This window comes from Streptomyces sp. NPDC048506, assembly GCF_040651315.1.
Taxonomy (GTDB): domain Bacteria; phylum Actinomycetota; class Actinomycetes; order Streptomycetales; family Streptomycetaceae; genus Streptomyces.
Genome location: NZ_JBEZIX010000028.1, coordinates 1 through 13,327, shown reverse-complemented (window position 1 = coordinate 13,327; position 13,327 = coordinate 1). Strand labels below are relative to the sequence as shown.

At 72.0% G+C, this 13,327-nt stretch carries 13 protein-coding genes and 1 riboswitch; of the genes, 10 read left to right on the top strand and 3 right to left on the bottom strand.

The window, feature by feature from the left end; genetic code table 11:
* Positions 1-225: 225 nt before the first annotated feature.
* Together AB0C96_RS22860 and AB0C96_RS22855 are read left to right on the top strand one after the other, a co-directional pair.
* Positions 226-732, top strand: a complete 507-nt coding sequence (locus AB0C96_RS22860; protein ID WP_362919546.1) for a hypothetical protein — start codon at positions 226-228, stop codon at positions 730-732.
* Positions 732-2,006: a HAMP domain-containing sensor histidine kinase gene (locus AB0C96_RS22855; protein WP_362919544.1), complete on the top strand. Its 1,275-nt coding sequence runs from the start codon at positions 732-734 to the stop codon at positions 2,004-2,006. Before AB0C96_RS22860 ends, AB0C96_RS22855 begins: the two co-directional genes overlap by 1 nt.
* Here the strand turns inward: AB0C96_RS22855 and bcp are convergent.
* The gene (gene bcp, locus AB0C96_RS22850) at positions 1,987-2,454 is read right to left on the bottom strand and encodes a thioredoxin-dependent thiol peroxidase (RefSeq protein WP_362919543.1); all 468 of its coding nucleotides are present in this window, start codon (positions 2,452-2,454) and stop codon (positions 1,987-1,989) included. The genes AB0C96_RS22855 and bcp overlap by 20 nt on opposite strands.
* Before the next feature lie 172 nt (positions 2,455-2,626).
* Here bcp and AB0C96_RS22845 point away from each other — a divergent pair, with 172 nt between their 5' ends.
* From AB0C96_RS22845 to AB0C96_RS22835, 3 genes are all read left to right on the top strand, one after another.
* The gene (locus AB0C96_RS22845) at positions 2,627-2,944 is read left to right on the top strand and encodes a DUF3618 domain-containing protein (RefSeq protein WP_362919542.1); all 318 of its coding nucleotides are present in this window, start codon (positions 2,627-2,629) and stop codon (positions 2,942-2,944) included.
* Between the two features lie 142 nt (positions 2,945-3,086).
* Complete coding sequence (locus AB0C96_RS22840) at positions 3,087-3,389, top strand: co-chaperone GroES (protein WP_052287519.1); 303 nt, start codon at positions 3,087-3,089, stop codon at positions 3,387-3,389.
* A 51-nt stretch (positions 3,390-3,440) separates the two neighbouring features.
* Positions 3,441-3,506, top strand: a riboswitch (guanidine-III (ykkC-III) riboswitch).
* A 40-nt stretch (positions 3,507-3,546) separates the two neighbouring features.
* Positions 3,547-3,867: an SMR family transporter gene (locus AB0C96_RS22835; RefSeq protein WP_362919541.1), complete on the top strand. Its 321-nt coding sequence runs from the start codon at positions 3,547-3,549 to the stop codon at positions 3,865-3,867.
* 39 nt (positions 3,868-3,906) lie between these two features.
* Here AB0C96_RS22835 and AB0C96_RS22830 read toward each other — a convergent pair whose 3' ends face one another.
* Positions 3,907-6,117, bottom strand: a complete 2,211-nt coding sequence (locus AB0C96_RS22830) for a transglycosylase domain-containing protein (protein ID WP_362919540.1) — start codon at positions 6,115-6,117, stop codon at positions 3,907-3,909.
* Between the two features lie 291 nt (positions 6,118-6,408).
* Between AB0C96_RS22830 and AB0C96_RS22825 the strand changes: the two genes are divergently transcribed.
* The 4 genes from AB0C96_RS22825 (at position 6,409) to AB0C96_RS22810 (ending at position 9,837) form a co-directional block, all read left to right on the top strand.
* Positions 6,409-7,206 carry an ABC-2 family transporter protein gene (locus tag AB0C96_RS22825; protein ID WP_362919539.1) on the top strand — a complete coding sequence of 266 codons (798 nt, stop codon included), beginning with the start codon at positions 6,409-6,411 and terminating at the stop codon, positions 7,204-7,206.
* A gap of 61 nt (positions 7,207-7,267) precedes the next feature.
* Positions 7,268-8,032, top strand: a complete 765-nt coding sequence (locus AB0C96_RS22820) for an ABC transporter permease (RefSeq protein WP_362919628.1) — start codon at positions 7,268-7,270, stop codon at positions 8,030-8,032.
* A 66-nt stretch (positions 8,033-8,098) separates the two neighbouring features.
* A complete protein-coding gene (locus tag AB0C96_RS22815; RefSeq protein WP_362919538.1) occupies positions 8,099-9,127 on the top strand; it encodes an ATP-binding cassette domain-containing protein in 1,029 nt (342 codons plus the stop codon).
* A 20-nt stretch (positions 9,128-9,147) separates the two neighbouring features.
* The gene (locus tag AB0C96_RS22810; RefSeq protein ID WP_362919537.1) at positions 9,148-9,837 is read left to right on the top strand and encodes a DUF1707 domain-containing protein; all 690 of its coding nucleotides are present in this window, start codon (positions 9,148-9,150) and stop codon (positions 9,835-9,837) included.
* A 242-nt stretch (positions 9,838-10,079) separates the two neighbouring features.
* Here AB0C96_RS22810 and AB0C96_RS22805 read toward each other — a convergent pair whose 3' ends face one another.
* Positions 10,080-11,390: an SGNH/GDSL hydrolase family protein gene (locus AB0C96_RS22805; protein ID WP_362919536.1), complete on the bottom strand. Its 1,311-nt coding sequence runs from the start codon at positions 11,388-11,390 to the stop codon at positions 10,080-10,082.
* A gap of 342 nt (positions 11,391-11,732) precedes the next feature.
* On the opposite strand from AB0C96_RS22805, the gene AB0C96_RS22800 reads away from it, so the two are divergent.
* The gene (locus AB0C96_RS22800; RefSeq protein WP_362919627.1) at positions 11,733-13,028 is read left to right on the top strand and encodes a DUF445 domain-containing protein; all 1,296 of its coding nucleotides are present in this window, start codon (positions 11,733-11,735) and stop codon (positions 13,026-13,028) included.
* Positions 13,029-13,327 lie beyond the last annotated feature (299 nt).

Genomic DNA, 13,327 nt, shown 5'->3' with positions numbered 1-13,327 from the left:
GCCGGCGCGAGGTACGTCACTCGCAGGAGCGCTTCACGGGGCGCGGTGGCTGAGGTATGCCAGTGGGGGCGCAGGGCTTGTTACAGGACTGGTACGTAGCCGCGCGGTCACCGCAGTATTCGGGCAACCCGCCTGTGTGGCGGGGACGGGAGAGTGTCACCGCCGGGCGCGGCATTCGTGTTTGCTGGTGGGGGTACGGGGTGTGGTCCCCGGGAGGAGATGGTGATGACCGACCGCGAGGGGTCCCGCTGGGTCCGGGGCCGTACCGCGCTGGTGGCCTTCGTCGTGGTGACGGCGCTGGCGGCCGGCGGGGTGTGGTTCAGCCAGGCGTCGGACCGCGCGTCGGCGGTGGACGCGGCGCCGAAGACCTCGGCGGTGCAGGACGTCAAGGAGGACGCCAAGGAGTCGGCGGGCCTGCCGGGGGTGCGGGACTGCGGGATCGGTGATCCGGAGGTCAAGCCCCAGGTGATCAGGTTGACCTGTGCGGATGCCGGGATGGTGGCGACCGCGATCACGTGGAAGAAGTACGGTGCGCGGGACGCGCTGGGTGTGGGTGTGGTGCAGGTGGAGAAGACCGCGGCCGGGGTGGGGACCGATTCGGGTTTCCCGGCGACGTTCCGGCTCTACGGTCCGAAGTCGGTGCACGGCGGGCTGGAGTTCACCGGGTTGGAAGTGACCTATGAGGGCTCGACGCCGCTGGGTGACACGACGGAGATGTACAACCTCGCGTGATGGGCATTCGAGGCCGGATCGCCCTGGCCATTTCATGTGTGACGGCGCTTGCCGTGGTGGTGCTCGGCCTTGCCGTGCACCACATAGCCGATGCGGAGCGGGAGCGCTCGGCGCGGGCGTACCAGGACGACCGGCTGAGTTCGGCGCTACAGATCTACGAGCGGGACGGCACGCTGGCGCTGGGTGCGCAGCTGGACGATGCGACGCTGCCGTCGCCGCTGCGCGATGCGGTGTTCAAGAACCGGTCGGGGACGTACGTCAGCGGGGGTGAGGACCCGCGGGTGTGGGCGGCCACCGGGGTCGGTGACGGCCCTGATGGTGTGCCGGCGCGGTCGCTGTCGGTGTCGGCCTCGTATCCGGACGACGATCCGGCGCAGGTGGCGCTGGACCGGGCGCTGTTGATCGCAGGGTGCGGCACGGTCGCGCTGATGGCGGTGGTGTCGTGGTTCGTCGCGCAACGGCTTTCGCGGCGGCTGCGGTTGAGTGCGGCCGCGGCGCGGCGGATCGCGGCCGGTGAGCCGCCGGACGCGGATGCGCTGGCCAGCCACGGCCGGGACGAGGTGGCCGAGCTGGGTCGTAGCGTGCACCACATGGCGACGTCGTTGGCGGCGCGGGTGGAGGCGGAGCGCGAGTTCACCGCGGACGTGGCGCATGAGCTGCGGACGCCGGTGGCCGGTCTGGTGGCGGCGGCGGAGCTGTTGCCGCAGCCGCGGGCGGTGGAGCTGGTGCGGGACCGGGCGCAGGCGATGCGGCGGCTGGTGGAGGACCTGCTGGAGGTGTCGCGGCTGGACGCGGGCGTGGAGCGGGCGGATCTGGACGCCTGTGAGCTGCCGTCGCTGGTGCGCGGGATCGTGAAGCGGGCGGCGCGGCAGCGCGGCGTGGACGAGGTGTCCGTGAGCGTCGAGGGCGAGCCGCGGATCGTGGAGACCGACCGGCGCCGGGTGGAGCGGGTGCTGGTGAACCTGCTGGCCAACGCGGCCAAGCACGGCAAGCCGCCGATCGAGGTGGTGGTGGCCGGGTCGCGGATCGTGGTCCGGGACCACGGTCCGGGCTATCCGGCGGAGCTGTGTGCGGAGGGCCCGCGGCGGTTCCGTACGGCGGCGCCGGAGCGCGGCACCGGGCACGGTCTGGGGCTGACGATCGCGGCCGGTCAGGCGGAGGTGCTGGGTGCGCGGCTGGACTTCGGCGCCGCCGCTGAGGGCGGCGCCGAGGCGGTGTTGGAGCTGCCGGACCAGGCGGGGACGGAGTCGGCGGTTACAGCCCCAGGTCCTTGATGATCTTGGCGACGTGGCCGGTGGCCTTGACGTTGTAGAGGGCGCGCTCGACCTTGCCGTCCTCGTCGACGATGACGGTGGAGCGGATGACGCCGGTGACGGTCTTGCCGTAGAGCTTCTTCTCGCCGAAGGCGCCGTAGGCCGTAAGGACCGCCTTGTCCTGGTCGCCGAGCAGGGTGACCTTGAGGTCCTCCTTCTCCCGGAACTTGGCGAGCTTCTCGGGCTTGTCGGGGGAGACGCCGATGACGTCGTAGCCGTGCCCGGCCAGGAAGTCGAGGTTGTCGGTGAAGTCGCAGGCCTGCTTGGTGCAGCCGGGGGTCAGGGCGGCCGGGTAGAAGTAGACGATGACCTTGCGGCCCTTGTGGTCGGCGAGCGAGATCTGCTTGCCGTCCGCGTCGGGCAGGGTGAAGGCGGGGGCGGTGTCGCCGGGCTGAAGTCGCTCGCTCATGCCGAAGGCTCTCCTCTGCGTGGATCGGTACGCCCCCGACACTAGCCAGCCGGGGCGCGCGATGGGTCTCGGGGCGCCCCGGGTGCGCGAAACGGGGGTGCTGTGGGGCGCGCGCGGGTGTGAGCTGACAGACTGTCCATCACGAATGGCGCGAGATGACGGAGGCAGCGCGGTGGCGGAGGCCAGGACCCCGGCGCAGATCGAGGCGGACATCGCCCGCAGGCGGCAGGAGCTCGCCGTCACGCTCGACGAGATCGGGGTGCGACTGCATCCGCAGACGATCATCGGCGAGGCGAAGGCCAAGGCGGCGGCCGCGGTGGACCGGACGGCGGGGCGGGCGTATGTGGTCGTCAACCGCGCGGTCTCGGACGTGCGGGCGCAGCTGGTGTCGGAGGACGGGGCGCCGCGGCTGGAGCGCATCGTTCCGGTGGCGCTGATCGGCGTGGCCGTGCTGGGGCTGCTGTCGCTGCGTGCCAAGCGGCGCCGTTGACGGGTGCGCGCGGGGTGCCGGTCGGCCGGCCGGGGACCCTCCCGACCCGGCCCGCGGTGCGTGGTGGGCCCCGTCGGGCAGGTACGGTCATGCCGTGAGCCCGAATAACACCAAGGACACCCACGACAAGCTGCCGATCCGGATGCTGCACGACCGCGTGCTGGTCCGGACGGACATCCCCGAGGGCGAGCGGCGCTCGTCCGGCGGCATCGTCATCCCCGCGACCGCGGCCGTGGGCCGCCGCCTGGCCTGGGCCGAGGTGGTCGCGGTCGGACAGAACGTGCGGACGGTCGAGGTAGGGGACCGGGTGCTGTACGACCCGGAGGACCGGGCCGAGGTCGAGGTGCGCGGTGTGGCGTACGTGCTGATGCGCGAGCGCGATCTGCATGCGGTGGCCGCGGAGCGGCTGGAGGGCGCGGAGGACTCGACGGGGCTGTACCTGTAGCTCCTGCGGTATCGGGCGGGCGGTGACCGGGGTCACCGCCCGTTCTGCTGCCTTTTGCTAGCCTCGGGAGCATCCCGACGAGACGCGCCGTACCGGGTCACGACAAGACGACGCACCCCTGTTGCAGCTGTCGAAGCTCTGTCGTGGAGGTGCCGTCATGGCGTGGATCCTGCTCGTGGTCGCCGGTCTGCTGGAGGTCGGCTGGTCGATCGGGATGAAGTTCACCGAGGGATTCACCCGGCTGTGGCCCAGTGTGTTCACCGGCGCGGGCATCGTCGTCAGCATGCTGCTGCTCTCGTACGCGGCCCGTACCCTGCCGATCGGTACGGCCTACGGGGTGTGGGTCGGGATCGGGGCGGCCGGTGCGGCGGTGGTCGGGATGGTGGTGCTCGGCGAGCCGGCGACCGCGGCCCGGATCTTCTTCATCTGTCTGCTGCTGGTGGCGGTGGTGGGTCTGAAGGCGACGTCCGGGCACTGACCCCGCGGCGGGACGGGCCCACCGACCCCGCCGGGGTGACTATCCCCACCGCGCTCTCAGCCGCCGCACCAGCTCGTCCTCGCCCCCGGGGCCCCCGGTCGGGAAGTCGTTCGTGGGCTCGGTGGCGGGCGGGGTCTCCGGCGGGACGGTGGGGGACGGCGGCTCGGTGGTCGGCGGGGTGGGGGCGGTGGTGGGCGGCGCGGTGACGGTCGGGGTGCCGTCGGGGTCGGAGGGGCCGGAGGGCGGGGAGTCCGAGTCGCCGGGCGACGCCGACTCGCTGTCGGACGGTTCCGTGGACGGCGAGGGTTCGGCGCCGTCCTGAAGTTCCAGGTCGAAGTCGTGCACCGGGCGGCCGTTGAGGGCGGCCGCGGTGTAGTCCGCCCAGATCTGGGCGGGGAAGTCGCCGCCGTTGACCCGGGGCAGGCCTCCGGCGCCGTACAGCGGCTCCTGTGCGGCGCTGTCCGGGTTCTGGCCCAGTACGGCGACGACGGTGGCGAGTTCGGGGGTGTAGCCGGCGAACCAGGCGGCCTTGTCCTGTTCCGCGGTGCCGGTCTTGCCGGCCGCGGGCCGTCCGGCGTCCTGGGCGGCGCTGCCGGTGCCGTCCTCGACGACGCTGCGCAGGATCGCGGTGGTGGTGTCGGCGGCCTCGCGCGCGATGGCGGTGGTCTCCTCGCGGTCGGGCAGCTCGATGTCCTCGTCGTTCTTGGTGACCTTGTCGACCAGGGTGTACGGCCGGTGGGTGCCGTGGTGGGCGAGGGTGGCGTAGGCCTGCGTCATGTCCAGGACGCTGGGGGTGGCGGTGCCCAGGGCGATCGCGCCCCGGGAGGCGGCGAGGCCGGGGGCGTCGGCGGGGATGCCGAGGTCGACGGCGGTGGCCTTGACCTTGTCCGGGCCGACGTCGATGCCCATCTGGGCGTAGACGGCGTTGACGGACTTGTCGGTGGCCTCGGTGACCGTGATCGGGCCGTAGGACCGGTCGTCCTCGTTGGCGGGGGCGAAGCCGGTGGCGTGGCCGTGACTGACCGTCATCCGCTTGTTGGTGCCGTCGTAGACGGTCTCGGGGGTGATGGCGGTGCCGTCCTGCGTGGTGGAGTGGTTCTGCACCGCGGAGGCGAAGACGAGCGGCTTGAAGGTGGAGCCGACCTGGTAGTCGCTGCGGGTGGCGCCGTTGACGTACTGCTGGGCGAAGTCGATGCCGCCGTAGAGCGCGACGACCCGGCCGTTCTTGGGGTCGATGGAGGCGCCGCCGGCCCGGACGTTGCGGTCCACCGGGCGGGAGTCGTCGAGCCGGTCCATCAGGCGGGTGCCGACGGCCTTGACGAAGGCGTTCTGGCGTCGCTTGCTGATCGTCGTCGTGATGCGGTAGCCGCCGGTCCGCAGGGTGTCCTCGTCGAGGATCTTCTGGTCCCGCAGGTAGTCCTTGACGGCCTCGACGAGGTAGCCGCGCTGGCCGCTGAGCCCGGGGGAGGTCTTCGCGGGCTTGGGCATGGGGAACCGCATCGCGGCCCGGTCGGCGGGGCTGAGCCACTGCTGCTCGACCATGCCGTCCAGGACGTAGTTCCACCGCGCCAGCACGCGCGGCCTGTTGTCGGGGTGGGCGGCGAGGTCGTAGGCGCTGGGGGCGTTGAGGAGGGTGGCGAGGTAGGCGCCCTGGGCGACGGTCAGCCGCTCGGAGTCCCGGCCGTAGTAGGCCTGGGCGGCGGCCTGGATGCCGTAGGCGTTGCGGCCGTAGTAGCTGGAGTTGAGGTAGCCGAGCAGGATGTTGTCCTTGCTCACCTCGTGGTCGAGCTTGATGGCGATGAAGAACTCCTTGGCCTTGCGGGTGAGCGTCTGTTCCTGGCCGAGGTAGTAGTTCTTCACGTACTGCTGGGTGATGGTGGAGCCGGACTGTTTGCCCTTGCCGGTGGCGGTGTTCCAGGCGGCGCGCAGCATGGCGACGGGGTCGACCGCGGACTCGGCGTAGAAGTCGCGGTCCTCGGCGGCGAGTACGGCCTGCTGGACGTGTTTGGGGACCTGGGCGAGCCGCACGTTCTGCCGGTTGACCTCGCCGTCGCGGGCCAGTTCCGAGCCGTCGGCGTAGAAGTAGACGTTGGTCTGGGCCTTGGCGGCGCTGTTGGCCGGGGGGATGTCGACGAGGAGGTAGCCGGCGATCAGGGCGCCGATGAGGAGCAGCAGGAACAGCAGCACGGTGCCGAGCATCGTGCGCCAGGTGGGGAGGACGCGGCGCCAGCCTGTGCGTTGTCCGCTCATGTCGGTATGGACTCCTCGGCCGCCGCCGAAGGTTGTACTGCGGCGGAGGATTGGTGTCGGTTCGGGGTTTTCGCGCCGTACGCCGGGAAAGCAACTCTCGCCCGTTGGGAAACCTTCGCATCATGCGTCCCGGTCAGCGGGGGTGGCACGCACCTGGGACCGCCACCTGACCGGCCGAATGGCGCCCATGACTCACTCGAAGCGGTGATAAATCGATGGTGCCCGCCGCGCCCACGACTTAGGCTCCGGAGCTTCGCCGTCGGACGAGAATCGGGGCTGGGGGAACGCGTCGTGTGGTACGTGGCGGTGGCGGCCGGCAGCTTCCGGAGGTACGCCACCTATCGGGTCGCCACGGTGGCGGGGGTGTTCACCAACACCGTCTTCGGCTTCATCGTCGCCTACACCTACCTCGCCCTGTGGGACGCGCGACCGCACCTGGGCGGCTACGACCAGGCACAGGCGCTGACGTTCGTCTGGGTCGCGCAGGCGCTGCTGGCGACCGCCGCGCTGATGTCCGGCGGGGGCCTGGACGAACTCCAGGAGCGGATCCGCAGCGGCGACGTCGCGGTGGACCTCTACCGGCCCGCGGACCTCCAGGTGTGGTGGCTCGCGGCGGACCTGGGGCGGGCCGGGTTGCAGCTGATCGGGCGCGGGGTGGTGCCGTTGGCGGTGGGTGCGCTGTGCTTCCCGCTGGCGCTGCCCGGGGACGCGGCGACCTGGGGCTGGTTCCTGGTGTCGGTGCTGCTCGGCGTGGTGGTGAGCTTCGCGCTGCGCTATCTGGTCGCGCTGGCCTCGTTCTGGCTGCTGGACGGCTCGGGTCTGGCCCTGATCGCCGGGCTGGCCTGCATCTTCTTCTCGGGGATGGTGCTGCCGCTGCGGGTCTTCCCCGGCGGTTTCGGCGAGGTCGCCCAGCTGCTGCCGTGGGCGGCGGTCCTCCAGGTGCCGGCCGATGTGCTGCTGGGCGCGCGCACCGGGGGCGGGCTGGTGCGGGGGCTGCTGTTCCAGGCCGGGTGGGGCGCGCTGCTGCTGGCGGTGGGCCGGCTGGTGCAGTCGGCGGCGACCCGGAAGGTGGTGGTGCACGGTGGCTGAGGCCCGTCCCGGCGGCGGCCGGCTCGCCCCAGGGCTCACCGCGTACGGGCTGATCGTGCGGATGTGGGTGCGTTCCACGCTCGCCTACCGGGCGTCGTTCGTGATGATGACGATCGGCAACTTCGCGGCCTGCGGGCTGGACTTCGTCGCGATCATGCTGATGTTCTCGCAGATCGACGCGCTGGGCGGCTTCTCGCTGCCCGAGGTGGCCTTCCTGTACGGCACGTCCGGCGCCGCGCTGGGCCTGGCGGACCTGCTGCTGGGCAGCATGGACCGGCTGGGCCGGCGGATCCGCGACGGCACCCTGGACACCCTGCTGCTGCGTCCCGTCCCGGTCTTCGCCCAGGTCGCAGCGGACCGCTTCGCGCTGCGCCGGCTGGGCCGGATCACCCAGGCGCTGCTGGTCCTCGGCTGGTCGGTGACGCGGCTCGACGTGGACTGGACGGTGGGGCGGGTGTTGCTGGTGCCGCTGATGGTGCTGTGCGGAACGGCCATCTTCGGGGCGGTTTTCACCACGGGCGCCGCGTTCCAGTTCTGGGCGCAGGACGCCGCCGAGGTGCAGAACTCCTTCACCTACGGCGGCAATGCGCTGTTGCAGTACCCGCCGACGGTGTTCGCCAAGGACCTGGTGCGCGGCGTCACCTTCCTCGTCCCGCTGGCCTTCGTCAACTGGCTTCCCGCGCTGCGCCTGTTGGGCCGCGACGACCCGTTGGGGCTGCCGGGGTGGGTGGACTTCCTGGGACCGGCGGTGGCGACCCTGATGTGCGCGGGAGCCGCGCTGGCCTGGCGCGCCGGCCTGCGGGCGTACCGGAGCACCGGCAACTGACACCCCGTCAAAATCCACCGCATACCGACACGACGACCGCGTACGGCACGAGAACGGAGACGCACGATGGGCGCGAGCAGCAGCGGTGCCGCCGCGGAGCAGCTGATCGAGGTGGACGGCGTCGAGAAGGTCTTCTCGGTGCGGCGCAAGGCGGGTCGGCTGCGCCGGGTCCGCCAGGAGGTGCGGGCCGTGGACGGCATCACCTTCCAGGTGCCGCGCGGGGAGATGGTCGGCTACATCGGGCCGAACGGCGCGGGGAAGTCCACCACCATCAAGATGCTCACCGGCATCCTCACCCCCAGCGGCGGCCGGCTGCGGGTCGCCGGCATCGACCCCTCGCGCGAACGCACCCGGCTCGCCCGCCGGATCGGCGTGGTCTTCGGCCAGCGCACCACGCTGTGGTGGGACCTGCCGCTGAAGGACTCCTACGAGCTGGTGCGCCGGATGTACCGGATCCCCGACTCCACCTACCGCGCCAACCTGGACCGCTGCGTGGACCTGCTGGACCTGGCCCCGCTGCTGGCCGTCCCCGTGCGCCAACTGTCGCTCGGGCAGCGGATGCGCGGTGACATCGCGGCGGCGCTGCTGCACGACCCCGAGGTGCTCTACCTGGACGAGCCGACCATCGGGCTCGACGTCATCAGCAAGGCCAAGGTCCGCGGGTTCCTGCGCGAGGTGAACGCCGAGCACGGCACCACGGTCCTGCTGACCACCCACGACCTGACCGACATCGAGCAGCTGTGCCGCCGGGTGATGGTGATCGACCACGGGCACCTGGTCTACGACGGCGGCCTGGACGGCCTGCGGGCGGCCGGTGACGGCGAGCGGACGCTGGTGGTGGACCTGGAACGCGAACTGCCGCCCATCGAGGGCGTCCCCGGCGCCCGTACGGTCAGGGTCGAAGGCCCCCGCCAGTGGCTGGCCTTCCCGGCCGCGCAGAGCGCGGCACCGCTGGTCACCGCCGTCGCCGAACGCTATCCGCTGGTGGACCTCTCGGTACGGGAGCCGGACATCGAGGACGTCATCGCCCGGCTGTACGCGGCCGGCTCGCGGCGCCCGGAGCCGAGCGGCCGCAACGGGGCCGGCGCGGTGTAGGCAGGCCCTACTCTGTTCGTATGACTGGAGACCTCCCTGAGTTGCGCGCCTCCGACGCCGACCGCGAGCGGGTCGCGGAGATTCTGCGGGACGCCCTGGCGGAGGGGCGGCTGGAGATGGCGGAGTTCGACGAGCGCCTCGAAGCCGCCTACACGGCGCGTACGTACGGGGAGTTGGAGCCCCTCACCGCCGATCTGCCGACCGCCGCCGCCGCGCCCGCGCCGCTGTCGCTGCGCAAGGACACCGGCGCGGTGACGGCCTGGTCCGAACGGATCGTCAGCGGCGCGGCCGGCTCCTCGGCGGGCGTCGGCATCCTGGGCGGCTTCCAGCGCAAGGGACGCTGGACGATCGGCCGCCGCTTCACGGCCGTCTGCATCATGGGCGGCGGCGAGATCGACCTGCGCGAGGCGGACTTCGCCGGCCCGGAGATCACCATCAGCTGCTGGGCGGTCATGGGCGGGGTGAACATCGTGGTCCCGCCGGGCGTCGAGGTCGACGTGCGCGGCCTGGGCATCATGGGCGGCTTCGACGCCCACGAGGACGGCGTCCCCGGCGAACGGGGCGCCCCCAGGGTGATCGTCAACGGCCTGGCGTTGATGGGCGGCGTCGGCGTCGAACGCAAACTCCTCAAAGCGGAGAGGCGACGCCTGAAGGAGGAACGCCGTCGCCTCAAGGCCGAGGAACGGGAGCAGCGCAAGGAACTGGACTGACGTTCCGCTGCGCTTGGCTTGGCTTCCCACGTTGTCGGCTGGCCCGCCGTGGGTGTTGCTCGCCGTTGGGCCTGGCGGCCCGGCCGTTGTCGGCTTTCTCTCCGTTGCGCCTGCGGCGAGCTGGTTGCCGCTGCGCGGGGCTGTTGGCTGCGGGTGCGCCCCTCCGGACTTCGTCCTGCGGTCCGCCCCCTCCCGTGGATGGGTGGGAAAAGACCGGTGGGGGTGCGCGTAGAGCGTGGGGGCTACAAAGACGCAGGCGCGGACTGCCGCAAGTGGTCCAGATCGACCGTGTTGGCCATGGCGAGGTAGCCCTCGTCGCTGGGGTGGAGGTGGTCGCCGGAGTCGTAGACGGGGCGGAGGCGGACCGGGGAGGCCGGGTCGCGGAGGGTCTTGTCGAAGTCGACGACCTCGTCGTAGACGGAGCCGGAGCGGATGGTGCGGTTGACCCGTTCGCGGACCGAATTCAGCTGGGTGGAGTAGCCGCGGTGTCCACCGAACGGCGTAAGGGTGGAGCCGGTCACGCGCAGGCCGCGGGCGTGCGCCTCGCGGACGACCTGCCGCATGCCCGCGACGATCTTCTCCGGGTCGAGCTGGCGGGGGGCCTTGAAGAGGTCGTTGAGGCCGATCTCGACGATCACGGCCTTCACGCCGGTGCGGGAGAGCGCGTCGCGGTCCAGGCGGGAGAGCACGCTGGGGCCGTTGTTCGGCGAGAAACGGCTGCCGTTGACCAGCAGGCGGTTGCCGCTGATGCCCTGGTTGAGGACGCCGTAGTGCGGCGCGCCGGGCTCGTTGCGCAGTCGGGCGGCGAGGAAGTCGGTCCAGCGGTGGTTGGCGCCGGCGGTGGAGGTGATGCCGTCGGTGATCGAGTCGCCGATCGCGACGACCGTGCCGTGCGCCTCGGCGCTCCAGACGTCCACGCCGGTCAGATAGCGCCAGTACGGGCTCTGCTCGGTGTACGCGGCGCCGGTGGCGTCCTCGGCGCGGTCGCCGCGCGCCAGGTAGGAAGTCTGCCGGGCGTAGGGGTGGTACGTGGCGGGGCCCGAGGGGGAGGGGGAGTACGTGGTGACGAGCAGGTCCGCGTCGCCGGGCACCTTCAGCCGGGTCGGGTCGCTGGTGACCGCGCCGCCCGCGGGAATCGTCACCGCGGGCTTGCCGCCGAAGCTCAGCCGGCGCATGGTGCCGGTCGCGGCGGTGGGGTCGCTGGGCGCCGCGGCCAGGGCCAGCGAGGCGTGGCTGACCTCCAGCGGGCGGGTGCCGTAGAGGTTGGAGAGCTGGATACGGGCGGCGGAGCCGCCGACGCTGGTGTGCACGACGTTGCGTATCGACATGCCCGCGTAGCCGTCCAGGGTGCCGGGCTCGGCCGCCGCCGCGGCCGCCGACCAGGTGCCGACCCACTGCCCGGAGACCGCGGGCGCCGCAGGATCGCGCGGCTTGTGCGGGGAGCTGTCCAGGCCGCCGTCATCGCCGCCGAAGCCGACGAATATGGCGGTCGAGATCAGCAGCACCACCGCCGCCAGACCGGCGAGCAGGGTGTAACCCACACTTTTCGTCATGCCGTAGAGGTCTCCTGGGCAAAGCGGAGCGGCACGCTCCGGGCGGGCAAGGGCAGCGGATGATCAGCGGCACCATTGCGGTCCGATCGGTCCTTCATGATCCCACGGACCTCCCGGGGGCCGCCTGGCGCCCCACTCGGGTGCGGCCACGGCAGGGGACGCGGGGAACTCGTGGTGCGTTCCAGGAGTAGGTCACAGTGGGACATTGGGAGATACGGCCGGACCGGTGGCCGGGCGTACGGCGCAGGACGGGTCGTGCGGATGACGGGGGGCACGGTGGGAGCGGTGGAGCGGATGGAACGCACACAGGCGGACACGGGGCCGCAGGGGAAGACGACCCGGATGGCGGTCACCCGGACGGGCCCGGCGGGGCCCGGCGGCTTCGCGTACGGCGCGGCCGACGAGGAGCGCCGGCGTGCGGTGCGTCGGATGAAGACGCTGGCCACCAGCCTGCTGCTGGCGGTCGCGCTGGTCTACGTGCTGGCGACGTGGGCCCGGCACGCCGGGGCGGGCGGCTGGGCCGGGTTCGTCGCGGCGGCCGCGGAGGCCGGCATGGTCGGTGCGCTGGCCGACTGGTTCGCGGTCACCGCGCTGTTCAAGCGCCCCATGGGGCTGCCGATCCCGCACACCGCCATCATTCCGACAAAGAAGGATCAACTGGGGCAGAGCCTGGGGGACTTCGTCGGGGAGAACTTCCTGTCCGGCGAGGTGGTACGGAGCCGGCTGCGCTCGGTGGGCATCGGCCGACGGCTCGGCGGCTGGCTCGCCGAGCCGAAGAACGCCGACCGGGTCACCGCCGAACTGTCCACCGCGCTGCGCGGCGCGCTGACCGTGCTGCGCGACTCCGACGTCCAGGCCGTGGTCGGTGAGGCGATCACCCGCCGCGCGGACGCCCAGGAGATCGCGCCGGGCATCGGCACGATGCTGGAGAAGGTCGTCGCCGAGGGCGGCCACAAGCGGGTGGTGGACCTGGTCGTCGCCCGTGCCCACGACTGGCTGGTCGAGCACGGCGACTCCGTGATGGCGGCGGTCTCCGGCGGCGCCCCCGGATGGACGCCCCGGTTCGTCGACCGCAAGGTGGGCGACCGGGTCTACAAGGAGCTGCTGCGCTTCGTCACCGAGATGCGGGACATGCCCGAGCACCCGGCGCGCGGTGCCGTGGACCGCTTCCTGCGGGACTTCGCCGACGACCTACAGACCGACCCGGACACCCGGGCCAGGGTCGAGCGGCTGAAGTCCGAGGTGCTGGGCCGCGGCGAGGTACAGGACCTGATCGCCTCGGCCTGGGGCTCGGTCCGCGCGATGATCGTGGCCGCCGCCGAGGACGAGCGCAGCGAACTGCGACTGCGGGTGCGGGCGGCGCTGCTGTCCCTGGGCCGTCGGCTCTCCGCCGAGCAGCGGCTTCAGGGCAAGGTGGACGGCTGGCTGGAGGGCGCGGCCGTCTATGTGGTGACGACGTATCAGGGCGAGATCACCGCCCTGATCACCGACACCGTCGCCGGCTGGGACGCCGAGCACACCTCGAAGAAGATCGAGGCCCACATCGGCCGCGACCTTCAGTTCATCCGCATCAACGGCACGGTCGTCGGCGCACTGGCGGGCTTGGTGATCTACGCCGTCTCCCAGACCGTGACTTAGCAGCCGGCGTTCTCCCCACGTTGCTGGCTTTCCCGCCGTGGCCTGGCGGCCGGCGTTCTCCCCACGTGTTTGGCTTTCTCTCCGTTTCGCCTGCGGCGGGCTGTTGCCGCTGCGCGGGGCTGTCAGCTGCGGGTGCGCCCCTCCGGACTTCGTCCTGCGGTCCGCCCCCTCCCGTGGATGGGTGGAAGAAGACCGGTGGGGGTCCCCGTAGACCGTCATCTGCGCGCACCAGCCCACTCACACCCGCCCCCACGACCGTCTTTCCTCCCACTCACGGGAGGGGACGGGCCGGAGGGGCA

Bases quoted from the DNA above. Each gene is read 5' to 3' on its own strand.
- AB0C96_RS22860 (WP_362919546.1), top strand. From the start codon at position 226: ATGACCGACCGCGAGGGGTCCCGCTGGGTCCGGGGCCGTACCGCGCTG.
- AB0C96_RS22855 (WP_362919544.1), top strand. From the start codon at position 732: ATGGGCATTCGAGGCCGGATCGCCCTGGCCATTTCATGTGTGACGGCG.
- bcp (WP_362919543.1), bottom strand. From the start codon at position 2,454: ATGAGCGAGCGACTTCAGCCCGGCGACACCGCCCCCGCCTTCACCCTG.
- AB0C96_RS22840 (WP_052287519.1), top strand. From the start codon at position 3,087: ATGCTGCACGACCGCGTGCTGGTCCGGACGGACATCCCCGAGGGCGAG.
- AB0C96_RS22835 (WP_362919541.1), top strand. From the start codon at position 3,547: ATGGCGTGGATCCTGCTCGTGGTCGCCGGTCTGCTGGAGGTCGGCTGG.
- AB0C96_RS22830 (WP_362919540.1), bottom strand. From the start codon at position 6,117: ATGAGCGGACAACGCACAGGCTGGCGCCGCGTCCTCCCCACCTGGCGC.
- AB0C96_RS22820 (WP_362919628.1), top strand. From the start codon at position 7,268: ATGTGGGTGCGTTCCACGCTCGCCTACCGGGCGTCGTTCGTGATGATG.
- AB0C96_RS22815 (WP_362919538.1), top strand. From the start codon at position 8,099: ATGGGCGCGAGCAGCAGCGGTGCCGCCGCGGAGCAGCTGATCGAGGTG.
- AB0C96_RS22810 (WP_362919537.1), top strand. From the start codon at position 9,148: ATGACTGGAGACCTCCCTGAGTTGCGCGCCTCCGACGCCGACCGCGAG.
- AB0C96_RS22805 (WP_362919536.1), bottom strand. From the start codon at position 11,390: ATGACGAAAAGTGTGGGTTACACCCTGCTCGCCGGTCTGGCGGCGGTG.
- AB0C96_RS22800 (WP_362919627.1), top strand. From the start codon at position 11,733: ATGGCGGTCACCCGGACGGGCCCGGCGGGGCCCGGCGGCTTCGCGTAC.